Origin of the sequence: Stappia sp. P2PMeth1, assembly GCF_900185735.1 — a bacterium.
Taxonomy (GTDB): domain Bacteria; phylum Pseudomonadota; class Alphaproteobacteria; order Rhizobiales; family Stappiaceae; genus Stappia.
The window spans coordinates 247,169-272,300 of the sequence record NZ_FYAW01000017.1 but is presented as its reverse complement, the minus strand read 5'-3'; the positions used below and the strand labels follow the sequence as shown (position 1 = coordinate 272,300).

General features: G+C 65.1%; 19 protein-coding genes. 13 read left to right on the top strand and 6 right to left on the bottom strand.

The features are described from left to right. The first annotated feature begins 79 nt into the window (after positions 1 to 79). The 3 genes from P2PM1_RS10225 to P2PM1_RS10215 all read left to right on the top strand — a co-directional run bounded on the left by P2PM1_RS10225 (position 80) and on the right by P2PM1_RS10215 (position 3,369). A complete protein-coding gene (locus P2PM1_RS10225) occupies positions 80 to 577 on the top strand; it encodes an RDD family protein (protein ID WP_186398984.1) in 498 nt (165 codons plus the stop codon). Between the two features lie 160 nt (positions 578 to 737). Continuing rightward, a complete protein-coding gene (locus P2PM1_RS10220; protein ID WP_186389577.1) occupies positions 738 to 2,570 on the top strand; it encodes an SLC13 family permease in 1,833 nt (610 codons plus the stop codon). 28 nt (positions 2,571 to 2,598) lie between these two features. Further along, complete coding sequence (locus tag P2PM1_RS10215) at positions 2,599 to 3,369, top strand: arginyltransferase (protein WP_186389578.1); 771 nt, start codon at positions 2,599 to 2,601, stop codon at positions 3,367 to 3,369. Between the two features lie 24 nt (positions 3,370 to 3,393). On the opposite strand, the gene P2PM1_RS10210 is transcribed toward P2PM1_RS10215, so the two are convergent. Next, entirely contained in the window at positions 3,394 to 4,047 is a 654-nt protein-coding gene (locus tag P2PM1_RS10210; protein WP_186390075.1) for a uracil-DNA glycosylase, read from the bottom strand. A gap of 11 nt (positions 4,048 to 4,058) precedes the next feature. Further along, a complete protein-coding gene (locus P2PM1_RS10205; protein ID WP_186389579.1) occupies positions 4,059 to 4,646 on the bottom strand; it encodes an NYN domain-containing protein in 588 nt (195 codons plus the stop codon). Between the two features lie 450 nt (positions 4,647 to 5,096). Between P2PM1_RS10205 and rpoZ the strand changes: the two genes are divergently transcribed. The 10 genes from rpoZ (at position 5,097) to P2PM1_RS10155 (ending at position 15,603) form a co-directional block, all read left to right on the top strand. Continuing rightward, entirely contained in the window at positions 5,097 to 5,504 is a 408-nt protein-coding gene (gene rpoZ, locus P2PM1_RS10200) for a DNA-directed RNA polymerase subunit omega (protein ID WP_186389580.1), read from the top strand. Positions 5,505 to 5,634: 130 nt separating this feature from the next. Then, entirely contained in the window at positions 5,635 to 7,848 is a 2,214-nt protein-coding gene (locus tag P2PM1_RS10195) for a bifunctional (p)ppGpp synthetase/guanosine-3',5'-bis(diphosphate) 3'-pyrophosphohydrolase (RefSeq protein ID WP_186389581.1), read from the top strand. Positions 7,849 to 7,895: 47 nt separating this feature from the next. Further along, a complete protein-coding gene (locus P2PM1_RS10190) occupies positions 7,896 to 8,489 on the top strand; it encodes a DUF2062 domain-containing protein (protein WP_186389582.1) in 594 nt (197 codons plus the stop codon). Between the two features lie 114 nt (positions 8,490 to 8,603). After that, positions 8,604 to 9,362 (top strand): pyridoxine 5'-phosphate synthase, encoded by a 759-nt coding sequence (locus P2PM1_RS10185; RefSeq protein ID WP_186398983.1) that lies wholly within the window; start codon positions 8,604 to 8,606, stop codon positions 9,360 to 9,362. Between the two features lie 222 nt (positions 9,363 to 9,584). Further along, a complete protein-coding gene (lepB, locus tag P2PM1_RS10180) occupies positions 9,585 to 10,337 on the top strand; it encodes a signal peptidase I (protein ID WP_186389584.1) in 753 nt (250 codons plus the stop codon). A gap of 24 nt (positions 10,338 to 10,361) precedes the next feature. Next, entirely contained in the window at positions 10,362 to 11,078 is a 717-nt protein-coding gene (rnc, locus tag P2PM1_RS10175; protein ID WP_186398982.1) for a ribonuclease III, read from the top strand. A gap of 35 nt (positions 11,079 to 11,113) precedes the next feature. Continuing rightward, positions 11,114 to 12,028, top strand: coding sequence for a GTPase Era (gene era, locus P2PM1_RS10170; RefSeq protein ID WP_186390076.1), 915 nt, complete (start codon positions 11,114 to 11,116; stop codon positions 12,026 to 12,028). Between the two features lie 28 nt (positions 12,029 to 12,056). Continuing rightward, positions 12,057 to 12,839: a DNA repair protein RecO gene (recO, locus tag P2PM1_RS10165; protein ID WP_186398981.1), complete on the top strand. Its 783-nt coding sequence runs from the start codon at positions 12,057 to 12,059 to the stop codon at positions 12,837 to 12,839. Between the two features lie 63 nt (positions 12,840 to 12,902). Beyond that, positions 12,903 to 15,152: a DNA topoisomerase IV subunit A gene (gene parC / locus P2PM1_RS10160; protein ID WP_186398980.1), complete on the top strand. Its 2,250-nt coding sequence runs from the start codon at positions 12,903 to 12,905 to the stop codon at positions 15,150 to 15,152. A 19-nt stretch (positions 15,153 to 15,171) separates the two neighbouring features. Next, positions 15,172 to 15,603 carry a thioesterase family protein gene (locus P2PM1_RS10155; protein ID WP_186389588.1) on the top strand — a complete coding sequence of 144 codons (432 nt, stop codon included), beginning with the start codon at positions 15,172 to 15,174 and terminating at the stop codon, positions 15,601 to 15,603. Positions 15,604 to 15,719: 116 nt separating this feature from the next. On the opposite strand, the gene smpB is transcribed toward P2PM1_RS10155, so the two are convergent. The 4 genes from smpB to P2PM1_RS10135 all read right to left on the bottom strand — a co-directional run bounded on the left by smpB (position 15,720) and on the right by P2PM1_RS10135 (position 25,000). After that, a complete protein-coding gene (gene smpB, locus P2PM1_RS10150; protein WP_186389589.1) occupies positions 15,720 to 16,199 on the bottom strand; it encodes an SsrA-binding protein SmpB in 480 nt (159 codons plus the stop codon). Between the two features lie 53 nt (positions 16,200 to 16,252). After that, a complete protein-coding gene (gene dapA / locus P2PM1_RS10145) occupies positions 16,253 to 17,131 on the bottom strand; it encodes a 4-hydroxy-tetrahydrodipicolinate synthase (RefSeq protein WP_186398979.1) in 879 nt (292 codons plus the stop codon). A gap of 228 nt (positions 17,132 to 17,359) precedes the next feature. Then, positions 17,360 to 19,462 carry a penicillin-binding protein 1C gene (gene pbpC, locus P2PM1_RS10140; protein ID WP_186398978.1) on the bottom strand — a complete coding sequence of 701 codons (2,103 nt, stop codon included), beginning with the start codon at positions 19,460 to 19,462 and terminating at the stop codon, positions 17,360 to 17,362. Between the two features lie 24 nt (positions 19,463 to 19,486). Further along, on the bottom strand, positions 19,487 to 25,000 hold the full coding sequence (locus P2PM1_RS10135) for an alpha-2-macroglobulin family protein (RefSeq protein ID WP_186398977.1): 5,514 nt from the start codon (positions 24,998 to 25,000) through the stop codon (positions 19,487 to 19,489). Positions 25,001 to 25,132 lie beyond the last annotated feature (132 nt).

The following is a 25,132-nucleotide window of genomic DNA, read 5'->3' as shown; positions in this document are numbered from 1 at the left end:
CGGCGACCGGCTTGCGCACAAGCGGTTTGACATGAGCCGCCCGCATCACCACCTGCAGGGACGACAAGGAGGCTTGACGATGTATGAGCGGAACGCGTCGGGTTCCGGCGGCGAGACAGACGACGGGCGCGGCATCCCCGGCCTCGATCCGAGACTGTTCGACGGTTTGCGGACGAATCGCATTCTTGCCTTCTTCATCGATGCGGCGGTCATCGTCGCCCTGACCCTTGCCGGCGGCCTGCTGCTTCTGTTCCTCGGCCTCTTCACGTTCGGCCTCGGCTGGCCGCTGTTCCCGGTGCTCGGCCCAGGCGTCGCGCTCGCCTATGTCAGCATCACGCTCGGCGGACCGCACAGTGCAACGCCCGGCATGCGGGCCATGGGGATCACCATGCGGATGCTGGACGGCCGGCGCCCCGACATGCTGATTGCGGCCATGCATGCCCTGCTGTTCTGGTTCTCCTTCAGCCTGCTCACGCCGCTCGTCCTGCTCGTCAGCTTCTTCAATGCGGAAAAGCGTCTGCTGCACGACATCGTGCTCGGCGTGGTGGTGGTGAACCGCGGGCGCGAAACGGATTGACCGCCAAATAGTCTTTGCAAGCAAATCCATTCTGAAGAGCAAGCGGTGGATGAGCTCATTGCCGCTTTGCGAAAGTGCGCCGCCCCATTAAAAAAGCACATGGCGCGTGCCGCGCTGCACGCAACTCGCGTGCTCCCCACCAAGGACACGAGCCCGCCACATGCTGCCGATCGATCCCGCGATGTTGCTGACCTTCGTGGTGATCGTGGCCACCGTCGTGCTCTACGCTCTGGAGCGCGTCGCCCTGGAGGTGGTCGCGCTCGGATCCGTCGTCGCTTTCCTTTTGATTTTCAGCTTTTTCCAACCGGCCGTTGGCACCGCCACGATCGGCCCGGCCGAATTGCTCGCCGGCTTCGCCAATCCCGCGCTGGTCACCGTCATCTGCCTGCTGATCGTCGGACAGGGGCTGTTCCAGACGGATGCGCTCGAAAAACCGGCCAAGATCATCGTCGACGCCACACGCAAACGTCCGGTGCTGGCGGCGGCACCGATCCTCATCGCCGTCGCCGTGATCAGCGGCTTCCTTAACAATACCCCGGTCGTGGTCATGTTCCTGCCGATCTTGTCCGCCGTCGCCGCGGCGCAGGGCAAACCGGCGGCGCGGCTGCTGATGCCCCTGTCCTTCATCGCCATCCTCGGCGGAATGACCACGCTGATCGGCTCCTCGACCAACCTGCTGGTCGCCGATGTGGCGGCCCGCACCAGCGATCTCCGGCTGGGCTTCTTCAGCTTCACCGGCATGGGCAGCATCCTGGCGAGCGTCGGCATCCTCTATGTCCTGTTCGTCATGCCGTATCTCTTGAAGCCGCGGCGCTCGATGGCAGAAGAGTTGCAGGTCTCGTCCGGGAAACAGTTCATCGCCCAGATCGGCATCACCGCCGGGCATCCTCTGGAAGGCGTCACCTCCGTCACCGGCCTGTTTCCCGCTCTGAAGGACATGACCGTCCGGCTCGTCCAGCGCGGCGAGCGACCGATCCTGCCGCCTTTCGAGAATGTCACCCTGATGCCGGGAGATACCGTGATCGTGGCCGCCACACGCCATGCGCTGACGGCCGCCCTCTCGCAACGGCGCCCGTTGATGGCAACGGAAAGCGAGGAGCCGTCCGAGGTCGAGACGTCGTTGCCGCAGCGTTCGCTCACGCTTGCGGAAGTGGTGGTCGCTCCCGCCTCGCGCCTGTCGGGGCGCACGATCGCCCAGAGCGGCTTTCACAGCGAGACGGACTGCGTGGTGATGGGCGTTCAGCGCCGGTCGCGGATGCCGCGCATGGCGATGACGGAAATCCGGCTCGAGCCGGGAGACGTTCTTCTGGTCGCCGGCCACGCCTCCAGCGTCCAGAAGCTGCGCACGAACCGCGACGTGCTGCTGCTCGACTGGTCGACCGCAGAGCTGCCGCCGCGGCGCATGGCCCCGCGAGCGCTCGCCATCTTCGCGCTGATGGTGGCGGCCAGCGCCAGCGGCCTCGTCCCCATCGTCATCGCCTCGATCACGGCGACCCTGGCGATGGTGCTGTCCGGGTGCCTCAACACGCGGCAGGCGCTGCGCGCGGTAGACAGCCGGATCTTCATGCTCATTGGCGCCTCCATCGCGGCTGCCAGCGCCCTGGAAGTCACCGGCGGAGCCAGCATGATCGCCGATCTCCTGGTGCTGGCACTTGAGGGTCAGCGGCCGATGGTGATGCTGTCCTCCCTCTTCCTGCTGGTCATGCTGCTGACCAACGTTCTGTCGAACAACGCAACTGCGGTGCTGTTCACACCAATCGCCGTCAACATGGCGATCCAGAGCGGCATGCCGGTGGAAGCCTTCGTCACCTGCGTCATCTTCGCCGCCAACTGCTCCTTCGCGACGCCGATCGGCTACCAGACCAACCTGATCGTCATGGGGCCCGGCCACTACCGGTTTTCGGATTTTATCGTCGCCGGCACACCGCTCGCGCTGTTGCTCTGGCTGACTTTCACTTTTGTCGCACCCATATATTATGGCTTCTCGATGTAGTGAGACGCGCTGAGCGGGAAGGACGCACTTGACGCGACATCCGACCGACACACCGCAATTCTACCTGACTGCGCCGTCGCCTTGCCCCTACCTGCCTGGCAAGCAGGAGAGAAAGGTCTTCACGCATCTCGTCGGCTCGCGGGCGCAAATCCTCAACGACGTGCTCACCCAGGGCGGGTTCCGCCGCAGCCAGAACATCGCCTATCGTCCCGCCTGCGAGAACTGCCGCGCCTGCGTCTCCATCCGGGTGCGTGTCGATGATTTTCGCTGGACCCGATCCTTCCGCCGCCTGTGGAAGCGAAACGCGGATCTGGTGGGCAGCATCAGCGATCCGGCCCCCTCGTCGCAGCAATACGACCTTTTCCGCCGCTATCTCGACGCACGACACGCCAATGGCGGCATGTCGGATATGACCGTTCTCGACTATGCGATGATGATCGAGGACACCCATGTGGAGACGATGCTGATCGAATACCGCCGACGGGGGCCGGATACGTTCCTCACCGGCCGTGGTGCCGGCCCGCTTCTCGCGGTCGCCCTTACCGATCGGCTGAGCGACGGACTGTCGATGGTCTATTCCTTCTTCGAGCCCGAAGCTCCGCTCCGAAGTCTCGGCACCCACCTGATCCTCGACCATGTGGAACGCGCAAGGGCGCTGGGTCTGCCCTATGTCTATCTTGGCTACTGGGTGCAGGGCTCGCCCAAGATGGACTACAAGGCACGCTTCCAGCCGCAGGATCATCTTGGCCCGCGCGGCTGGTTTTCCGCCGCGGAGCCCGACGCAGAACCGTCCACCTGATCGCATCGGCGTGATGTGATCGCCTCAATCGTCCCGCGCCGCATCCACCTGCACACGCACCGCCGCAAAGACGTCGCGGAACATCTCGCGGGTCAACCGGCCGGTGTTGGTGTTGTAGCGGGAGCAATGATAGCTGTCGAACAGAACGGGTCCTGACGAAAGCTCGTGCCGCGCGTTGTGGCCGAAAGGGTGGGCCGCGCGCCTGACACCCAGGGCTGACAGCGTCGCATCATGCGCAATACGCCCGAGCGCCACCACAGCCTTGAGCGAAGGCAAGGCCTCGAAGGTCTGCGCGAGATAGGGCAGACAGGTTCGGATTTCCGCCCCTGTCGGCTTGTTCTCCGGCGGAACGCATCTCACTGCATTGGTGATGGCGGCATCAACGAGTTCGAGCCCGTCATCCGGTCGCGCCTGGTACTGGCCACGCGCAAAGCCGAAATCCACCAACGTCTCGTAGAGGAGATCCCCGGCATAGTCGCCGGTAAACGGACGCCCGGTGCGGTTCGCGCCCCTCAGGCCCGGCGCAAGTCCGACGATCAGCAACCGGGGCCGCTCGGAGGCGAAGGTTGGAACAGGCGCGTTGTGCCAGACAGGCTGCTCCGCCCTGTGCCGCTCGCGAAAGGCCACGAGACGCGGGCAGAACGGGCAGTCCCGTCCAGGATCAGGCAGGTCTGACACCGCGACCTGCCTCAATAATCGTCGTCTTCTTCCACCTCGGCGCGGCGCGGCGCCGGCCGTGCCGGCCGCTCGGCGGGATCGCGTCCGACCTTCTTGGCAAGATTCGCGAGGTCGATGAAATGATCGGCCTGCCGTCTCAGGTCGTCGGCAATCATCGGCGGCTGGGTCTGCAAGGTGGAGACGACACTGACCTTTCGGCCCTTGCGCTGCAGGGCCTCGACCAGCGGACGAAAATCGCCGTCGCCGGAAAACAGGACGATGTGATCGACATGCTCGACGATTTCCATGGCATCGACCGCAAGCTCGATATCCATGTTGCCCTTGATCTTGCGACGCCCGGTCGAGTCCACGAACTCCTTCACCGGCTTGGTGACAACTTTGTAGCCATTGTAATCCAGCCAGTCGATCAGCGGACGGATCGACGAATATTCCTGGTCCTCGATCAGAGCCGTATAGTAATACGCCCTCAAAAGATACCCAGTCTTCTGGAATTCCTGAAGCAGCATCTTGTAGTCAATATCAAATCCAATACTGCGCGCAGTCGAATACAGGTTCGCGCCGTCAATGAACAACGCAACCTTCTCTCGTGGATCGAACATCTCGTACAATACCTTTCATTGCAATGCAGGGCGACCACCACCCCGAGGGAGAAGCGCACCCAAGGGAAAGTCAGCGAGCTGCCTTATGACGCGGGTTCGCCCACCGCGTCAGGAGTTGAGGCTCGACTCGACATCGTTTTCGGATCGACCTGCAATCCGGATTTCCATCCGGCTTCCGTGCCCATGGGATGCAATCCTGCAAGCATCCCGTCTTTTTGCTTTGGACGGTACACTCAACCGTCTGTGAGTATTTCCACCTACACCATTTTGCCATAAAGCGGCAACTGAGCTTCTGCAGGTTTAAGGAAAGAGTCTACAGGAAAACATGGCGAAATTAGAAACGTGATTAAAAAACAAAACCGTAGCCTCCTTCCTCGTAAGGCTTGCGTCTTGCGGTGCAACACAGTACATATCGCCGCTTGCTGACAACCGTTTAAATGGAGCATACCTATGGCGCGCGTGACAGTCGAAGACTGCATCGACAAGGTCGAGAACCGCTTCGAACTGGTGCTGCTTGCGAGCCATCGGGCCCGGATGATTTCCAACGGCTCGCCGTTGACCATCGATCGCGACAACGACAAGAATCCTGTCGTTGCCCTGCGGGAGGTCGCCGAGCAGACCATCAGCCCCGAGGACCTGAAGGAAGATCTGATCCACTCGCTGCAGAAGTATGTCGAGGTGGACGAGCCGGAGGCGGAAGCCGTTCCGATGGTCCCCAACACCTCCTCGCAGAGTCAAGGCGGAACCGAGGTCAACGCCGTCGACGACAGCTCGGTCGAGTTCGACCGCATGTCCGAGGAAGATCTGCTGCGCGGCCTCGAGGGCCTTGTGCCGCCGGAGCGCAAGGACGACATCTGAACGCGGACGCCTGGCGGCGTATGCCGCCGAGCGGCGGCGTGCGGTCGTCTGTCCCTGCAGTCGTCTGTCGTGGCGTCCCGTGGGACAGCGGCATGGTCTCGGCCGCACCGATGTGTGAGGCGTTTCCGCAATGATGCGGCAATATGAGCTGGTCGAGAAGGTCCAGCGATACAATCCGAATGCCGACGAGGCGCTTCTCAACAAGGCGTATGTCTATGCCATGCAGAAGCATGGCACCCAGAAGCGCGCGTCGGGAGATCCCTACTTCTCCCACCCTCTCGAAGTCGCCGCGATTCTCACGGATCTGCGCCTCGACGACGCGACCATTGCTGTCGCCCTGTTGCACGATACCATCGAAGACACATCCGCGACCCGCGACGAGATCGACAGGATGTTCGGTCCCGAGATCGGCAAGCTCGTCGACGGACTGACCAAGATCAAGCGTCTCGATCTTGCATCCAAGCGCGCGAAGCAGGCGGAAAACTTCCGCAAGCTGCTCCTTGCGATCGCCGATGACGTGCGAGTCCTGCTCGTCAAGCTGGCGGACCGGCTCCACAACATGCGTACGCTCCACCATATGCCGGAGCACAAGCGCGGCCGGATCGCCGAGGAGACGATGGAGATCTATGCGCCGCTCGCCGGACGCATGGGCATGCACGACATGCGCGAGGAACTGGAGGACATCGCCTTCAGGACCCTCAATCCGGATGCCTATTCCACGATCACCGATCGGCTGACGGCGCTTCGCGACAAGAACAAGAGCCTGATCACCGACATCGAGCACGACCTGATGGCGCGCTTGGAAGAGCGTGGCATCGCGGCTCTGGTCAAGGGGCGGGAGAAGCGGCCCTACTCGATCTTCCGCAAGATGCAGTCGAAGTCGATCGCCTTCGAACAATTGTCGGACATCTACGGGTTTCGCGTGGTGGTCGGCACGGTCGAGGCCTGTTACCGGGTGCTCGGCGTGGTCCACACAACCTGGCCGGCGGTGCCCGATCGCTTCAAGGACTATCTGTCGACTCCCAAGCAGAACGACTACCGGTCGATCCACACGACCGTCGTCGGTCCCAGCCGTCAGCGCGTCGAGTTGCAGATCCGCACAACGGCGATGGACCGCGTCGCCGAATACGGGATCGCCGCGCACGCGCTCTACAAGGATGGCGAGCTGGGCGGCAGAAACATCAACAAGCTCAACGACGAAAGCCGCGCCTACGAATGGCTGCGGCGCACGATCGAGTTGCTGTCGCAGGGTGATACGCCCGAAGAATTCCTCGAAAACACCAAGCTGGAGCTGTTCCACGACCAGGTGTTCTGTTTCACACCGAAGGGCCGACTGATCGCCCTGCCCCGCGGCGCAACGCCCATCGACTTCGCCTATGCGGTCCACACCGATATCGGCAACACCTGCGTCGGCGCCAAGGTCAATGGCCAGATCATGCCGCTCGTCACCGAGCTTCGCAACGGCGACGAGGTCGACATCGTTCGCAGCCAGGCACAGACGCCGCCTCCGGCCTGGGAATCGATCGCCGTTACCGGCAAGGCCCGCGCCGCGATCCGTCGCGCGACCCGCGAGAACGCCCGCCAGCAATATGGCTCGCTGGGCCGGCACATTCTCGAAAGGGCGTTCCGTCGGGCAGGGCATGCGTTCAACGAGGAGCGGATCGAAGGGGCGCTGCCCGATCTCGGCTTCAGCGCGCTTGCGGATCTGCTCGCCGCGGTCGGACGCGGCGAAATGCGGGCGCACGAGATCGTCACCACCCTTTACCCGGATTACCAGGACGACCGTCTGCCAAATGCGATGCAGTCCGGCGAGCCGGGCTGGTTCGGCCTTGAGTCCGGAAGCGGCATGAAGTTCCGCATCCCGGATGGCGAGGACGGCCGCCACGGCGAGGGATCACTGCCGATTCGCGGATTGTCCGGCGATCTTCCCGTCTCCTTTGCGCCGGAAGGAGGCGCCGTCCCCGGCGATCGTATCGTCGGCATCCTGACACCGGGCGTCGGCGTCACCATATATCCGATACAGTCGCCGGCACTTCAGGCGTTCGAGGATGAAACGGATCGTTGGCTGGACGTTCGCTGGGACATGGGCGGAGAGAAGCGGGAACGCTTCCCGGCGCGCATCAATGTCTACGCCCTCAACGAACCTGGATCTCTCGCGACGATTGCCGCAACGATTGCCGAACTGGGTGGTAATATCGACAATCTGAAAATGCTGCGACGAGCCGCAGATTTTCATGAAATCCTTATCGATCTTGAGGTATGGGATCTGAAGCACTTGAATCGCATCATCAATCAGCTACGGGCAAAGCCGAATGTGTCCAGCGTCACACGCGAGATCGGCTGACCGGGCATCGCCGCTGGCGGACGTACAAGAGGACGTGAAGACGAGGCATGCTTTTCAAACGTCGTGACAAGCCGAACCATCTGGAACGCCTGCGCGTCGCAGTCTGGCCGCGTCACAGCTTCGCTCGCTCCGCCCGGTACTTCTCGAAGCGTGTGCTGAGGCTGACAGCCAGCCCGAATGCGATCGCCCTCGGCTTCGCCGCCGGCGCCTTTGCCTCGATCACGCCCTTCATCGGGCTGCATTTCCTTCTGAGCTTCGTTCTCGCCTTCATCGTCGGCGGAAACATGGTCGCCGCCGCACTGGGGACAGCGGTGGGCAATCCCCTCACCTTTCCCTTCATCTGGGCCTCGACCTACAAGGTCGGCTCCATGATCATCTATGGCGAGGCCAAGACCCTCGACCACCGCACCATCGACAGGCATCTGGACGGAGGCTTTCTCGAGAAGTCGCTGGATACGCTCCTGCCGCTGATCAAGCCGATGCTGGTGGGGGCGGTCCCGCTCGGCCTGCTGACCGCGACGATCTTCTATTTCCTGGTGTTCTACAGCGTGCGCGCCTATCAACGCTCGCGCCGTCTCAAGCTGGCATCGCGCCGGCTCCCCGGCGGCGTCAAGGGCGCAACGCACGACGCCGACGCCTGACGCGGTGAGAGCGACCCCGCCAGTCGCTTTCCCGTTGAAGACAGGAGATGGAAGCCACATAGTGGCGCAAACCTGCCTTCCGGTTCGACAGACCGACCTCCCCAGGAGTTTCCCATGCTCAGTCAGCGCCTGCGTCTTGGCGTCAACATCGATCACGTGGCAACGATCCGCAACGCGCGCGGCGGCCGGTTTCCCGATCCGGTGCGTGCCGCGCATCTCGCGGCCCAGGCCGGCGCCGACGGCATCACGGCGCATCTGCGCGAAGACCGCCGCCACATCTCCGACCACGACATCGCGCGACTGAGCAAGGAAATCGACCTGCCGCTGAATTTCGAGATGGCGGCAACCGAGGAAATGCTGAAGATCGCTCTCGAGGCGCGCCCGCACGCGGCGTGCATCGTGCCAGAAAAGCGTGAGGAACGGACGACCGAAGGCGGCCTCGACGCACGCGGCCAGCATAACCACCTGAAGCCCTTGATCGCGACCCTTGCCGACAACGGTACGCGCGTCTCGCTGTTCATCGAGGCCGACAAGGCTCAACTCGATGCCGCAGTCGCCCTTGGCGCACCCGTGGTGGAACTGCATACCGGTCGCTATTGCGATCTTCACAATGACGGCGACGCGAAAGCGGCAGCCCTGGAACTCGACCGGATCCGCGAGGCCGCCCGGTACGGCGTGGCATTGGGGCTGGAGGTCCATGCTGGACACGGCCTTGCCTTTGACACTGTGGAAGGCGTCGCGGCGATCCCTGAGCTTACCGAGTTGAACATCGGCCACTTCCTCGTCGGCGAAGGCATCTTCATCGGCCTGGAAGCGGCAATCCGCGAAATGCGGCGGCGGATGGATGCGGGGCGGGCAAGCGCCAGACCCTGAAAATTCCGCGGGAAACCAGCGCGGACCCTGCGCCCTGGCGCGGCGCGCGGCGTTTGCATTGCGTCAATTGGGGCAAGCCGGTACAAGCCTTGGAGACAAGGCGCAGTCCCTTTCCCGAATCCAGCCGAAGATCAGCGGCGATGCGGCACGGGCGGGACTGCCTCCCAGACGGGCCGCAAGCCATCAGGCCGGCGCCGGGGAGCGACCGTCACGAAGGAAAAAATGAGCGTGTCCGACGATAGCAAGAGCAAGGAAGGTGGCCTCTACGAGACCGTGAAGGTGCTTGTGCAGGCGCTGCTGCTGGCCCTGGTGGTGCGGACCCTGCTGTTCCAGCCCTTCAATATCCCGTCCGGCTCGATGATGGATACGCTGCTTATCGGCGACTATCTCTTCGTGTCGAAATACAGCTACGGCTACTCCCGATACTCGTTCCCTTACGGGCTCGTTCCGATGGAGGGGCGCATCTGGGCGAGCGAACCGGAGCGCGGCGACGTCGCCGTTTTCAAGCTGCCGAAGGATACCTCCGTCGACTACATCAAGCGCGTCATCGGTCTGCCCGGCGACGAAATCCAGATGATCGACGGGGTTCTGCATATCAACGGCACGGCGGTGGAACGGACCCAGATCGACGATTTCATCACGACCGACCAGTTCGGCAATGTGCGGCGTGTTCCCCGCTATCGGGAAACGCTGCCCAATGGGGTCACCTACGACACGCTGGACCTGACGACCCGGGGCACCTGGGACAATACCGGCATCTACAAGGTGCCGCCCGGCCACTACTTCATGATGGGCGACAACCGCGACAACTCCACCGACAGCCGTGTCCTGTCCGCCGTCGGCTATGTTCCCTTCGAGAATTTTGTCGGCCGCGCGGAGATGCTGTTCTTCTCCGTCGACGAGGATGCGTCGGCCTGGATGTTCTGGAAGTGGCCCTGGACCGTGCGCGGCAGCCGGCTGTTCAAGCTGCTGTGAAGCAGGTGGCCTAGAGACCTCGACATGAACTCCGATGTGCAGAAAAAGGCCGAGGCGCAACTGCAGAAGCGCCTCGGCCATGATTTTCGCGACGGTGAGCTTCTCGCGCGCGCCCTGACCCATGGCAGCGCCACCGCGCGTAGCGGGCCGGCGGCAAGCTACCAGCGTCTGGAGTTCCTTGGCGACCGGGTGCTCGGGCTCGCGGTCGCGACGATGCTGCATCGCAGCTTTCCCAGGGCCGAGGAAGGCGAGTTGGCGCGGCGGCTGAACCAGCTTGTGCGCAAGGAGACCTGCGCGGAAGTCGCCAGGGACCTGAAGCTCGGCGATGCCATCCGCCTTGGCGAGAGCGAGGCTCAGACCGGCGGCAAGCGCAAGATGGCGATCCTCGCCGACGTCTGCGAGGCGGTGATTGCCGCCGTTTATCTGGACGGCGGGCTCGAGGCGGCGCAAACTCTGATCGAGCGCCACTGGGGACCACGGATGACCGGCTATACCGGCCCGTTGCGCGATGCCAAGACGATGCTGCAGGAATGGGCGCAAGGACGCGGCAAGGCCGCCCCGCGATACGTGATGACGGAGCGCAGCGGCCCGGACCACGCGCCCAGCTTCACCGTCCAGGTGGAGATCGACGGATACGAGCCGGCCACGGGAACCGGCGGATCGAAACGGCTCGCGGAACAGCGGGCGGCAGAGACGGCTCTCCTGCGGGAAGGCGTCTGGACGGAGACGGATATCAAGTGAGCACCAGCGATCAGGCCCCGACCGAGGGCACCGGCATGTCCCCCGAGACGAACGAGACCGCCACCAGGGCCGGTTTCGTCGCGCTGATCGGGGCGCCGAATGCCGGCAAGTCGACCCTGCTCAACGCCCTTGTCGGCGTGAAGGTCTCTATCGTCACCCACAAGGTGCAGACGACGCGCACCCTGGTGCGCGGCATCGCCATGCACGGGGCCTCGCAGGTGATCTTCGTCGACACGCCGGGCATCTTCCGTCCCACGCGGCGACTGGAGCGCGCCATGGTTGACACCGCCTGGGGCGGCGCGCGCGAGGCTGACGTGGTTGCCCTGCTGATCGATGCGCGCAAGGGCATTGACGATCAGGTCGCCAGCATCCTGGAGCGGCTCGCGGATGTGAAGCTGCCGAAGTTGCTGATCCTCAACAAGATCGACGTCACCAGGCGCGAGAAACTGCTGGCGCTGGCGCAGAAGGCCAACGACATCGTCCAGTTCGACAAGACCTTCATGGTGTCGGCCGTCACCGGCTCCGGTCTCGACGACCTGATGGAAGATCTCGCCGAGCGCGTCCCACCAAGCCCCTGGCTCTATCCGGAGGACCAGGCCTCGGACCTGCCGATGCGCATGCTGGCTGCCGAGATCACTCGCGAGAAACTGTTCCTGCGCCTGCATCAGGAACTCCCCTACATGTCGACGGTGGAGACCGAGGCCTGGGAGCAGCGCAAGGACGGTTCGGTCCGTATCGAGCAGACGATCTATGTCGAGCGCGACAGCCAGAAGATGATCGTGCTCGGCCAGGGCGGACGCACCATCAAGGCGATCTCGCAGGCCGCCCGCGCCGAAATCGCCGAGGCCGCCGGCTGCCCGGTCCACCTGTTCCTCTTCGTCAAGGTGCGCGAGAACTGGTCCGACGACCCCGAGCGCTACCGCGAAATGGGCCTGGAGTTCCCAAGGTAGCACCTCTCACCGATCTGGCCGCATACCCATGGAATGGAGCGCTGACGGCATCATCCTGGCGACGAGGAAACACGGCGAGAGCAGCCTGATCCTCGAGGCGATGACGCGCGAGCGCGGCCGGCATCTGGGTCTCGTGCGCGGCGGGCGCAGCCGGCGCATGCAGGCGGCACTGCAGCCGGGAAACCGCGTCGGCCTCGTCTGGCGGGCCCGCCTCGACGATCACCTCGGTCTCTACGCCATCGAGCCGCTGGAACTGCGCGCCGCCCAGTTGATGACCAGTTCGACCGGCGTCTACGGCATCCAGGCGCTCGCGGCCCTGCTGCACTTCCTCCCTGAACGCGATCCGCATCCGCAGCTTCATGACGGGCTCGAGGCGATCATCGCCCATCTGCACGAGCCGCTGGTCGCCGGTGCGCTGATGGTGCATTTCGAGCTGCAGGTCCTTGCAGAGCTCGGCTTCGGGCTGGACCTGACGGAATGTGCCGCAACGGGACGCAGCGACGACCTGATCTACGTGTCGCCGAAATCGGGACGCGCGGTCTGCCGCGAGGCGGGGCTTCCTTACGCCCCTCGCCTGCTGCCCCTGCCGCCGTTTTTGGCGCCGGCGACATCGTCGGCACGCGAGGGCGGTATCGCTTCCGAACCTTCCGCGACGCTTCCCGATCGCAAGGCGCTGGAGGATGCCTTCCACCTCACCGGCTACTTTCTCGACCGGCATGTTCTCGCCCCGCGCCTGCTACAGATGTCTCCGGCCCGCGACGGGTTCATCGAGGCGATCAAGCGCCAGCTCCAAGAGGCGGAAAGCGGCTGAAAACCGCCATTGGCGACGGCTCGCGCATTGCCTCGGACCGCGAATGCCTGTAGCGAGTAAGGCATGGGAAAAGACCTGATTCAGCCGGGCGGCATCGAGCCTGTCGACCTTCGTTCGGCGCTCGAGGAGCGCTACCTCTCCTACGCGCTGTCGACTATTACTCACCGCGCGCTGCCGGATGTACGCGACGGGCTGAAGCCCGTGCATCGTCGCCTCCTCTATGCGATGCGGCTGCTCAAGCTCGATCCGAATGCCGGCTTCAAGAAATGCGCCCGCGTCGTCGGCGACGTCATGGGTAAATATCACCCGCATGGCGACCAGGCGATCTACGACGCGCTCGTCCGCCTGGCGCAGGACTTTGCCGTCCGCTACCCGATGGTCGACGGTCAGGGCAACTTCGGCAATATCGACGGCGATAGCGCGGCGGCCATGCGCTACACGGAAGCGCGCCTCACCGACATCGCCGTGCGCACCCTCGACGGACTGGATGAGGACGCGGTCGACTTCCGCGAGACCTATGACGGGCTCGACAAGGAGCCCGTGGTGCTGCCGGGCGGGTTTCCCAATCTGCTGGCGAACGGCGCGGCCGGCATCGCCGTCGGCATGGCGACGTCCATTCCGCCACATAATATCGGCGAGCTCTGCGCCGCCGCGCAGCATCTGATCAAGACGCCCGGCGCCTCGACCGAAGACCTGCTGCAGTTCATCCAAGGGCCGGACTTTCCGACCGGCGGCATTCTGGTCAAGAGCGACGCGGCCTACCTGGAGGCCTATGAGACCGGCCGCGGCGGCTTCCGCGTGCGGGCTCGCTGGGAGGTCGAGGATCTTGGCCGCGGCACCTGGCAGGTCGTGGTCACCGAGATCCCCTATCAGGTGCAGAAGTCGCGGCTGATCGAGAAGATCGCGGAGTTGCTGCAGGCCCGCAAGCTGCCGCTGCTCGACGACGTTCGTGACGAGTCCGCCGAGGATGTCCGCCTCGTCCTCGTGCCGCGCAGCAAGAATGTCGATGCGGCGCTGCTGATGGAGTCGCTGTTCAAGCTCACCGACCTGGAGAACCGCTTCTCGCTCAACATGAACGTCCTGTCGGGCGGCCGCATTCCCATGGTGATGGGGATCAAGCAGGCCCTGCAGGAGTGGCTCGACCACCGCAAGGACGTCCTGGTTCGCCGTTCGCAGCACCGGCTGGCGCAGATCGAGCATCGGCTGGAAGTGCTCGGCGGCTACCTTATCGCCTATCTCAACCTCGACGAGGTGATCCGCATCATCCGCGAGGAGGACGATGCCAAGGCGTCGCTGAAGGCGGCCTTCGGCCTGACGGACGTGCAGGCCGAGGCGATCCTCAACATGCGGCTGCGCTCGCTGCGCAAGCTCGAGGAACTCGAGATCCGCAAGGAGCACGACAAGCTCACCGCCGAGCGCGACGAGTTGCTGACGCTGCTTGGCTCCGAGGCGCGCCAGTGGACAAAGATCGGCAAGCAGATCGGCGAGATGGCCAAGGCCTACGGACCGGAAACACCGCTCGGCAAGCGCCGCACGACTTTCGGCGATGCACCCGATCACGACCTGACCGACATTCATCAGGCGATGATCGAGAAGGAACCGATCACCGTCGTCATCTCGCAGAAAGGTTGGATCCGCGCCCTGAAAGGGCATCAGTCCGACCTTTCCTCGCTGACCTTCAAGCAGGACGACAGCCTGAAACTGCACCTCCTGGCGGAGACGACGGACAAGCTGCTCGTCTTCACCACCGGCGGCAAGTTCTTCACGCTCGGCGCCGACAAGCTGCCGGGCGGGCGCGGGCATGGCGAGCCGATCCGCCTGATGGTCGACATGGAGGAAGGTCAGGACGTCATCGACGTCTTCGTCTATCGAGGCGACCGGAAGCTTCTCGTCGTCTCCGACGAAGCGCGCGGCTTCGTGGTCAACGAGGCCGATGTCGTCGCCAATACCCGCAAGGGCAAGCAGGTTCTCAATGTGACGCCGCCGATCGAGGCGCGGCTCTGCGTTGCCGCCGAGGGCGACCATGTGGCGATCATCGGGCGCAACCGGAAGCTGCTCGTCTTCCCGTTGGCACAGGTTGCGGAGATGGCACGTGGGCGCGGCGTGCGGCTGCAGCGCTATCGCGACGGCGGCGTGTCCGACGTGACGGTGTTCAAGGCCGAGGACGGCCTGTCCTGGGTCGACTCGTCCGGACGCAGCTTCAACCGCAAGATGGACGAGTTGACGGATTGGCGCGGCGACCGCGCCCAGGCAGGACGCCTGCCCCCCAACGGCTTTCCGCGCACGAACACGTTCGGCCGCCGCACGCTGTGACGAGAGGGAGTGTCTGCCAATGACCCGCCCCACACCGCTGACCCGTGACGATTTCCGCCTGTTCCGGTCGATCCCGACGCGCTGGATGGATGTCGACATCTACGGCCACGTCAACAATGTCGAGTATCTGAGCTATTTCGATACAGCGGTGAACGGCTGGCTGATCGAAGAAGGCGTGCTCGATCCGCGAGGCTCCGAGACGGTGTTTCTCGTCGTCGAGACGCAATGCGCCTATTTCTCGGAACTGACTTTTCCCGGCACAGTGACGGCCGGGGTCAGGGTCGCCCGGCTCGGGGGCTCGTCGGTGACGTATGAGATCGCACTCTTTGCCGGCGAAGAACATGCCGCCAGCGCGCAAGGCCGCTTCGTCCATGTTCAGGTCGATCGATCCACAAGGCGTCCGGTTCCGATCGACAGCGAAAGGCGCGCGCTGTTGAGCACGATCCTCTAAAATCCGGATCTCGTGAACTTCGAGTAAGTTGTGGAAGTTTTCTGAAGTAAAATATCAGGAACAAAGCAAAAACGCGCACTGCGTTTTCCACCACTCACCCAGAGTTTTCCCCCAGCTTATCCAGCGTTTTTCAACAGGCGCGCCTTTTCCCGGTTCCAGTCGCGCTGACGCTCGGTCTCGCGCTTGTCGTGCAGCTTCTTGCCGCGCGCAAGTGCGAGCTCGACCTTGGCCCGTCCCTTTTCGTTGAAATAGAGCTTCAGGGGAACGATCGTCTTGCCGTCCTTGTCGACGGCGAGGGCGAGCTTGGCCATTTCCCGCTTGTGCAACAGGAGCTTGCGCTTGCGGCGCGGCTCATGGTTGAAGCGGTTGGCCTGCAGGTATTCGGGAATGTAGGAATTGATCAGCCAGAACTCCCCGCCCTCGAAGCTGGCGTAGGATTCGGCAATCATCGACTTGCCCTCGCGCAGCGCCTTGACCTCGGTCCCCTTGAGCTCGATCCCCGCTTCCAGCGTGTCCTCGATCTCATAGTTGAACCGGGCCTTGCGGTTGTCGGCGATAAGCTTGCGGTTGCTGTCGGCGGCGCTCTTCTGGGCCATTTTCATTTACCGGCGCCGGGCAGCGGATCACGCCGCCCGGCAAACCGTCCTTGTCAGTTGAGCAGACCCGCATGGGTCATGGCATCGCGAATTGCAGCCTTGGTCGGCTCGGAGACCGGAACCAGCGGCAGGCGCAGCTCGTTCTCGAGCTTGCCGAGCAGCGACAGGGCGTATTTCGCCCCGGTCGGGTTCGGCTCGATGAACAGCGCATTGTGCAGCGGTGCCAGCCGATCCTGGATCGACAAGGCCGTTGCGAAATCGCCTGCCAGCATCGCCTCCTGGAACTGCGAACAGAGCCGCGGCGCAACATTCGCCGTGACCGAGATGCAGCCCGTCCCGCCATGGGCGTTGAAGCCGAGCGCGGTGATATCCTCGCCCGACAACTGGACGAAATCCGGCCCGCACAGCTCGCGCTGGCGGCTGGCACGCGACATGTTCGCAGTTGCGTCCTTCACCCCCTTGATGTTGCGCGACGTCCTGAACAGCTCCGCCATCGTCTCCGGTTGCATGTCGATCACCGACCGGCCGGGGATGTTGTAGATGTAGATGGGGATGCCGACGACAGCATCGATGGCCCGATAGTGGGCGATCAGACCAGCCTGGTTCGGCTTGTTGTAATAGGGTGTCACGATCAGCAGGGCGTCCGCGCCGGCCTTCTCCGCATGGGTGGCGAAGTCGATGGCCTCGACGGTGTTGTTCGAGCCCGCGCCCGCCATCACCGGCACGCGGCCGCCGGCGGCCTCGATGCACAGTTCGATGACGCGCTTGTGCTCGTCATGGCTCAGCGTCGGGCTCTCGCCAGTGGTGCCCACCGGCACAAGCCCATGGCTGCCCTCTTTTATCTGCCAGTCCACAAACTCCTGGAACGCTTTCTCGTCGACCGCTCCATTGCGAAACGGCGTGACGAGTGCGGGGATGGATCCCTTGAACATGCTGGACCTCTTGGAGTGTGGCGTTTGACCGGACAGGCTGTCCGGGTGGCGCACAATAGTCGGCGCGCGGGACTGACGCAACATTGAGCCGGACTTCTCCCGCGGTCGCGGCAATCGCACTTGTCGCGGCAGTTTCCGACGTCGTCTCGCGTGGGAGCCGGAACACGGCGGGGCTCGAGAGACGAGACCGAGATTGCCCACCCCCGATGAGTTCCGGGCAGGGTAGACTCATCGGAGGTCGAGCGTCACGCGGGCGGAATTGCCATCCGCGTCGATGACCGAGATGGTGGACGCGCCGGGTCCGTCCGGTTGCCAGACCAGCGATGTCGCAAAGGGCCCGCTCGCCACCGGTGCCCCGTTGGCGAGCCAGAGGAACGGCGCCCGTCCCCTGCGGAGCTTCACCACCAGCGCCGCATCGCGGCCCTCGCCAAGTCCCAGGTCCACTGTCGCTCCGTCCGGCGGGAAGAATATCTCGGGCCCACGCCGGGCATGCAGGCCGTCCGGACGCACCACCGTGCGAGCGTAGCGCATGGGCGTTGGCACCGCGTCCGCCACCGGATCGAAATCGCGAGGCGGCCTTGGCAACGGTGTGCGCCGCGCGGCCACACGCTGAAAGGCATCGAACAGCAGCGGCGCCGCCGACTTGTAGCCGGTCAATCCCGGCACTGGCGTTCCATCGGCACGCCCGACCCACACGCCGATGGTGTGACGACCGTCGAACCCGATCGCCCAGGCATCACGGTAGCCGTAGGACGTCCCGGTCTTGTAGGCGATGCCGGCACCATTCGCCGTATCGGGCGGCGGCACTTCCGACAAGATGTCGGCGATCCGCCAGGCCGCGGTCTCGGACAGGAAGCGGCGTCCCTCCGGCAGCAGCGCCTCTCCGCTCCCCTCGGCAAGGCTCTCGCGCAGCGGAACCGCCACGCCGCCCCGCGCGATGCCGGCATAGAGGGCTACCAGGTCGCGCAGCGAGATGCCGAACCCGCCAAGCGCGGCCGCAAGTCCCGGCGCCTCTCCGGCGGGGAAGCGCGGCGAGGTGCCGGCGCGCTTGAGCCGCGACACGAACCGGGCAACGCCGACCGCATCGAGCAGCGCGACCGCTGGCACGTTGAGCGAGGCGGTCAGGGCTTCGCGGACACGAACCGTGCCTTGAAAGGAAAGATCGAAATTCGTCGGGCTGTAACCGGCGACGGTGGTCGGCCGATCCTCGATCAGGCTGTCGGGATGCGCCACCCCCTGTTCGAAGGCCAGACCATAGATCAGCGGCTTCAGCGTCGAACCGGGCGAGCGGATGGCGCCCGTCATGTCCACATGGCCGCGCCGTGCCTGCGACAGCAGCCCGGCCGATCCGACCCGCGCCAGGATCTCGCCGCTGCCGTGGTCGGCAACGATCACGGCCGCCGACACATGGCTGCCGAGCCGTCCGGCGCGCTCGGCGACCAGCGCCTCGAGCCGGGCCTGCACGTCCGCATCGATGGTCAGGCGCTGATCGGCCGCTTCGCTGCGGGCGAGTGCCTGCCACGTTGCATGGGGTGCAAGCATCGGCACCGGCCGGCGCGTGCGGGGGATGGCCTCCTTCTGCGCGGCGACCACATCCTCGTGGGAGAGCAGGCCCGCTGCCTGCGCCGCCGCCAGCACCCGATCGCGTGCGACGCGCGCCGCATCGGGAAACCGATCCGGCCTGCGTGCCTCGGGCGACTGCGGCAAAGCCACGAGCAGCGCCGCCTGCGCCGGTGTCAGTCGGGCAGGCTCCTTGCCGAACCATGCGTGGCTGGCCGCCCGCACGCCCTCGATATTGCCGCCGAACGGGGCGCGAGCGAGGTAGAGCGACAGGATCTCCCGCTTGTCCAGATGGCGCTCCAGCGCAAGCGCCAGCACGATCTGCCGCCACTTCGACACAGGCGTGCGCGTCGGCGTCTCCGTCAGCAGCCGTGCGGTCTGCATGGTCAGCGTCGAGGCGCCCGAGACGATGCGTCCGTTCGCCAGCGACTGGGTGGCGGCCCGCAGGATCGCCAGCGGGTCGACACCATGATGATCGTTGAACCGTCGATCCTCATAGGCCAAAAGCAGGCTCAGATAGAGCGGATCCACATCCTCGGGGGAAGCCGGCATCCGCCAGCGGTCATCCGCCGTCTGGAAGGCGCGCAACAGCCGGCCATTCCGGTCGCTCACCGACCGGGACATCTCGACGGCGCCGGGCAGATCCTCCCGATCCAGCGTGGCAACCTGGACCGCCAGCGCCGCGGCGAGCGCGGCAAGACCCAGGAGGCCGGCGCAGCACAGGCCGATCGCCAGTCGCCACACCCGCCTGCCAGGTTTCGCCTGCCTCATCCGCCTGCCTTTCCCGCCCCACCGTCAGCGCAGCGGGCCGAGCACTTCCAGCCGCCCGGTGTCGGTGCGGGCCGCAAGATCGGGCCGATACATGTCTTCCACCGTCGCGGGCGGATGGGCGAAGCTGCCCGGCAGCGCCGCGCGTGCCAGATAGGCGAAGGTCATCACGTCGAGGTTCTGCTGCGTTTCGTCCAGCGCAACCACGAAGCGGTCGTCACGGAACTCGACATGTTCCGTGTTGTCCACCGTCGACAACCAGTCCAGGCCACCAAGGTCACCAGAGCGCACCAGCCGCGGGTTGTCGATGACGAGGCCCGCCGGCAGACGGTCCACCACCATGATCCGCCCCCTGCCCGGCCGATCACGGGTGACCGTCAGCACCACGGCCACGCGGGTGTTGAGCGGCACCGCTTCGGTAGACAGTTCATTGCCGTCGAGATCGTAGAACGCTCGGGTGATGCTGTAGCCGGTACCACCGGCAGGCTCCGGCTCGACCGGCCGGCCGCTGACGGTGATCACCACATCGGTGGCCTTGTCGCCGCGGTTTTCGATCCGCATGGGCTGTGCGGACACCGCCGTGCCCGCAAGCCGCCTGTCGAGCCGACCGGACACCGGAGATCCATCCACGGCAAAGCGCGCGGCCTCCGCCTTCTTCTCCAGTTCATGACCGGCAAGCAGCAGCCAGGCCATGTCCTGCGTCGAAAGCACGGGTGTCGCGTCCTGCCGATTGGCGACATCGCGTGTCAGGGCCGCCGCATCAACGGACGTGGCGCTGGCGCGGGTCACATAAGCCAGCACACCGGCATTGTCGCGCAACACGGTGCCATAGTCCGAACGGTAGCTGAGCATCTCGACGCGCCCGCTCTCCCCGACCGCGGCAGCGAAAGCACGCTCCGCGCGGCCGGCTTCGCCGTAAAGCGCGAGCGCGGCGGCGATCTGCGATTTGGCGAGCGACGTTGCGAAATCGTCGAGTTTCACATCCGCGTAGTAACGCAGATCTCCGATCGAGGCGCGTCCGGCGCTGGCCAGAACGTAGAGCGCATAGGCGATCGCCTCGCCGCCATCGTTGAAATCGGACGCATAGGCGATGCGGTTCTCCAGGTTCTCCAGCGCGGACTCCAGGGCAAGCGAGGGGATGTCGTAGTCCCGCTCACGTGCCCGCAGCAGGAAATCGGTCACATAGGCATCGAGCCACGTGTCCTGAGACCCGAAGCTCGACCACAGGCCGAAGGACCCGTTCGAGCTCTGGTTTCCAAGCACACGAACGATTGCCTGCTCCACCCGCTTGCGCACCTCGCCATCGGTCTCCAACCCGCTCGCGACGGCGAGTTCGTTCAGATAGAGCAGCGGCAGCGCCCGGCTCGTCACCTGTTCGGTGCAGCCATAGGGATACCGATCAAGGGCGGCGAGCAGGCCCGGAATGTCGATCCGGGCGGCGCCGCCGGCCGAGACCGTCACGCTGGCGCCGGACGGCACGATGCCGGCGAGCGTGCCGCCGTCCAACGTCAGGCCGGCACCGGCCGCGAGCGTCACGAAGGAGCGACGCATCAAGGGGGGCATGGTGTCGCGAACGCCGAGAGCCAAGGTCTTTTCCGCGACCGGGCCATCCGGCCCGGCGAGCGTCAGCGTCAGGGACGCATCTCCCGTGCCTGTGTCGGCCATCAGCGGAATGCGCAGGGTCTGCCGTTCGCCGGCGGCAAGCGTCAGCGTGCGGGAGGCGTCCTCCGCCTGCAGCCAGACCGGCCCGTCGACAACGGTCTGCAACACATAGTCACCCGCCCGCCCCTCGACATTGTCGATCTCGACCAGAAGACGCGACTGATCCTCCGGTGCAAGGAAGCGCGGCAGGGTGGCGGTGACAACGAGCGGATCGCGCACGGTCACCTCACGCTCGGCATGCCCGACGCCGCTTTCGCTCCAGGCGACGGCGGTCAGACGCACCGTTCCGTTGAAGTCCGGCACCTCAAAGGAGACCATGGCGCGTCCGTCGGTGTCGGTCTCAACAACGCCCGAGAACAGCGCCATCGGCTCTTCCTGCGGCGGCGGCACGGCGGACGCCAGTCCGCCGCCATCGCCGCCGGACCGCACCACACCGAGATCGCCCACGGTCCGGTCGATGAGTTCGCCGTAGTAGTCGCGGATTTCCATACCAAGACGCCGCTGGCCAAAGTACCAGCCGGCCGGATCCGGGGTCTGGAAACGGGTGAGGTTGAGAATGCCGACATCGACCGCGGCAACCGTCACGAAGGCCGGCGTGCCGGCAGGCTGGCCCTGGATCGTCAGGCCGACTTCCATGGTCGAACGCGGGCGCAGGGTGGCCGGCGCCTCGATCTCGACCGCGTGGCGACGCTCGCCCGGATCGACGGAAAGCCACTGCAGGCCGAGCGCCCGCGAAGGCATCCGCTTCGCCTCGACATCCATCGGACGCAGCAGCGTCGCGGTGACATAGACACCGCTGCTCCAGTCATCGGTGACGGTGAGATCGATCTCCGTCTCGCCCTGCGTCACGTCGACCACGCGGCTTTCGATCAGCCGATCCGCCATCACCGACACCAGCGCGGTGCCGTCGAAACGGGGCTTCAACCGCAACTTCGCCGTCTCGCCAGACCGGTAAGCCGTCTTGTCGAGGCCGACGTCCAGCACATCCGGCGTCTGCGACGACGCCGAGGAGACGTACCAGCCGGCATTGAAGGTGAGGCTCGTCGCTGCCGGCTCGCGCCCGTTGGCAACCACTTCAAGGCGATACTCGCCCCACTTCACCGGCACCGACAGACGGGCCAAGCCGTCCTTGGTAACAGCAAGGTCGCCACTTGAGACCTTTCGGCTCGTCGTTACCGGCTCAAAGGACCAACGTCCATCCGACCTGTACCACTGGTAGCGGGTGTCGATGTTCAGGAGCGTCCACTGGACGTCCGCCGAGATCCGCTCGCCTTGCGCGTCAAGGGCAATGATCTCGAACTCGGCCGGAGCTCCCTCGTCGACGCCCCCGTCGAACGTCGGCTTGACACCGATCCTGCGACCGTCGGCGACGACCGGCAGGTCGAGGCTGCGCTCGACATAGCGCCCGCCGGCTTCGACCACCCGGGTGATCACCCTGGCCGTGTAGCCGGCAGTCGTCGGCTGCAACTGCGGCACGGGAAGCGTGAAGCTCGCCTTGCCGTCGTCATCGGTCGAGATCCCGTCGGGAAGGGACGCCCGTTCCGGCCAGATCTGCTCGTCGGCCAGACCGAACGTGTAGCCCGGATAGGCCGGCGACTGCCGGGTCGGGGACACCACGACCTCTCCTTCGATGCGCTGTCCCGAGGCGGGGGCACCGTAGAGGAACTTCGCCTCCAGCGAGACGGTCGGCGGCGCCTCCGGGTCGAAAGCCTTGGCCTCGGTCTGCGGCGTGAAATCCACCCGTTCCGGCTGATAATCCTCCACCAGGAACGACAGGCGCGCCAAGGCCTCTCCCTTCGGGTCCGCGTGGATCCTGACCGACCAACTCCCCTGCTGCGCGGTGGTAGGAACCTGCAGGGCGTGGGACCGCCCGCCGGCGCCAGCGTCACCGATCATCACTCGGCTGTGCTCGACCCCATCGGGACGCTCATAAATGAAGGTCAGGGGCACGTCGGCCGTCGCCCGGGCATCGCGGTCGCGGGCCATCGCGCCGACATGAACCGTCTCGCCCGGGCGGAACACGCCACGATCAAGCCAGGCGAACACATCGACGGGACCTGGCGCCGCGCGGCCTTCAACGCCCCGGTCGGACAGATCGAAGGCCGGCTTGGTCAGATCGAGAAAGGCATAGTCGCCATTTTCGGGAGTTTCGGCACTGACCAGCGCCGGTGCCCTGCCGCCCGTCCCGCGCGACAGGCCGGGCGGGAACCGCGCGAAGCCGTCCGCATCGCTGGTGGCCTCGCCCAGCACCTCGTTGTTGACCGCTACCAGGCGAATTTTCGCTCCCTCGACAGGGCCGGCATCGGACAGCCTGCGAACGACGACCGCCGTTTCCTGTGATCCGGTATAGGCGCTGACGCCAAGATCCGAGACGAGGAACCATTGGGTTGCGTGAGGTCCCCAGGCGTTCTGCGTGTCGCCGCGGGGCCGGGCGACCATCGCGTAGATGCCCGGCTGCATGGTCAGCCCGAACTCGGCGACGGGAACCGCGGTGGTCACATCCTGGTTCAGGCGGAGTTCGGTTTCGACCGTTCCCGACCACAGCTTTTCACCATACTCGTCGCGGACCTGCTCGGAGCGATAGTTGTCGAGCTGCGACAGGATCCGGCGATCGCGCAGGGCGGGCGAAAGGCCGCGCTCGCCGATGCGGTAGATCTCCGCCTCGACGGTGTTGGTGTTGACGGTAACCAGAGGGATCGTGGCGCCCTCGCCCGAGGGCAGAACATAGGCACGACCGAGGAAGCGCACGGAGGGCTCGCGGTCGCGGACATAAACGGTCAGTTCGGCCGACTTGTCCAGCGTCTCGCCATCCGCCGACGGGACACCCGAGCGCAGCAGCACTCCGTAGCGCTCGCCGTGCCGAATGCCGTCAATGCAGATCTGGGCACCGTCTCCCTCGATGGAAACCGATCCCGCGCCGGTCACCTGCACGAAGGGCGAGAAATCCAGCCCCCTCTGCAGGGTTTCGGAAAAGACGACGCAGATGCGCGGTGTCGCCGCATCGGAATCGACCTGATGGTCGAGAATGCGGAAGCCGTAGCTCGCCACCATCTGGTCGTAACGCTGACGGCGCGTCGATGTCTCCTCAAGCGCGAGGGCGGCCCGCAGGGCTTTGATCGCCGGCTTGTACAGTTGGCGGCGCTCCAGCGCCGAGACGAGAATATCGAGGGCCTGGACACGCTCGTCCTGGCTGCCGGACACCAGATAGGCGTTGATCGCGGCACCGGTTGCATCGGCCTCCACCTGGCGCTGTCGCTGCCAGTCCGAGGGCCGCTGAGCCAGCAACGATCCGGCCAGTCCTGTCCACAGGTCCGGGCGTTCGGCATCGACCGTCAGGGCACGGGCGAACTGGCGTTCGGCCTCATCGAAATCGCGGCTGCCAAAGGCCGCGCGCGCCTGGTTTTCCAACTGGCCGACGCTTTCTCCGCCCGCCCTGAAATCGCGTGGCAACCGCCGGGCATAGGCCGCCGCATCGCTCACCAGCGAGCCGGACAGGAAGGCCAGTTCGTCGCCACGCGCCTTGCGGCTTGCATCGTCGCGCCGCGCCACCGTGACGATGCGCCCGGCCACAGCGCCCGTGAAGGCCTGCAACTGGCCCACATCGGATTTCATGAAACACCAGCGCGCCGAGGTGTTGTAGGTGAAGGCGCGGCACTGCCTGCTCTCCAGGCACGCCGCCTTGCAGGTGTCGAGGTCGACGTCCTTGAGCGTCTCGAAATCCGCGCCGAAATAGTCGGCATTGTCGATCGTGACGATCCGTCGCTCCGACGCGTCCTGGGCCTGTGCCTGCGGAGCTTCCGTCACACCCAAGACCAGCAGGCCGGCGAGCGCCGGAACCACCAGGCCGCCGAGGCCGAAGAACCCGAACTTGCCGCGCATGCCTACCCCTTCCCCCGATCTTCCGGCCTGGTTTGACGGCCCGTTGAGAGACCATTCCACCCCCGGGTGCTCCGGTGCCGATGCGGTTCGCATTTCCAAGGAGGCAGATCCGAGCACGCAATCGTGACAAGT

Bases quoted from the DNA above. Each gene is read 5' to 3' on its own strand.
- era (WP_186390076.1), top strand. From the start codon at position 11,114: ATGTCCCCCGAGACGAACGAGACCGCCACCAGGGCCGGTTTCGTCGCG.
- P2PM1_RS10135 (WP_186398977.1), bottom strand. From the start codon at position 25,000: ATGCGCGGCAAGTTCGGGTTCTTCGGCCTCGGCGGCCTGGTGGTTCCG.
- P2PM1_RS10185 (WP_186398983.1), top strand. From the start codon at position 8,604: ATGCTCAGTCAGCGCCTGCGTCTTGGCGTCAACATCGATCACGTGGCA.
- P2PM1_RS10225 (WP_186398984.1), top strand. From the start codon at position 80: ATGTATGAGCGGAACGCGTCGGGTTCCGGCGGCGAGACAGACGACGGG.
- smpB (WP_186389589.1), bottom strand. From the start codon at position 16,199: ATGGCCCAGAAGAGCGCCGCCGACAGCAACCGCAAGCTTATCGCCGAC.
- P2PM1_RS10220 (WP_186389577.1), top strand. From the start codon at position 738: ATGCTGCCGATCGATCCCGCGATGTTGCTGACCTTCGTGGTGATCGTG.
- recO (WP_186398981.1), top strand. From the start codon at position 12,057: ATGGAATGGAGCGCTGACGGCATCATCCTGGCGACGAGGAAACACGGC.
- lepB (WP_186389584.1), top strand. From the start codon at position 9,585: ATGAGCGTGTCCGACGATAGCAAGAGCAAGGAAGGTGGCCTCTACGAG.
- P2PM1_RS10195 (WP_186389581.1), top strand. From the start codon at position 5,635: ATGATGCGGCAATATGAGCTGGTCGAGAAGGTCCAGCGATACAATCCG.
- P2PM1_RS10205 (WP_186389579.1), bottom strand. From the start codon at position 4,646: ATGTTCGATCCACGAGAGAAGGTTGCGTTGTTCATTGACGGCGCGAAC.
- dapA (WP_186398979.1), bottom strand. From the start codon at position 17,131: ATGTTCAAGGGATCCATCCCCGCACTCGTCACGCCGTTTCGCAATGGA.
- P2PM1_RS10155 (WP_186389588.1), top strand. From the start codon at position 15,172: ATGACCCGCCCCACACCGCTGACCCGTGACGATTTCCGCCTGTTCCGG.
- parC (WP_186398980.1), top strand. From the start codon at position 12,903: ATGGGAAAAGACCTGATTCAGCCGGGCGGCATCGAGCCTGTCGACCTT.
- rpoZ (WP_186389580.1), top strand. From the start codon at position 5,097: ATGGCGCGCGTGACAGTCGAAGACTGCATCGACAAGGTCGAGAACCGC.
- P2PM1_RS10190 (WP_186389582.1), top strand. From the start codon at position 7,896: ATGCTTTTCAAACGTCGTGACAAGCCGAACCATCTGGAACGCCTGCGC.
- pbpC (WP_186398978.1), bottom strand. From the start codon at position 19,462: ATGAGGCAGGCGAAACCTGGCAGGCGGGTGTGGCGACTGGCGATCGGC.
- rnc (WP_186398982.1), top strand. From the start codon at position 10,362: ATGAACTCCGATGTGCAGAAAAAGGCCGAGGCGCAACTGCAGAAGCGC.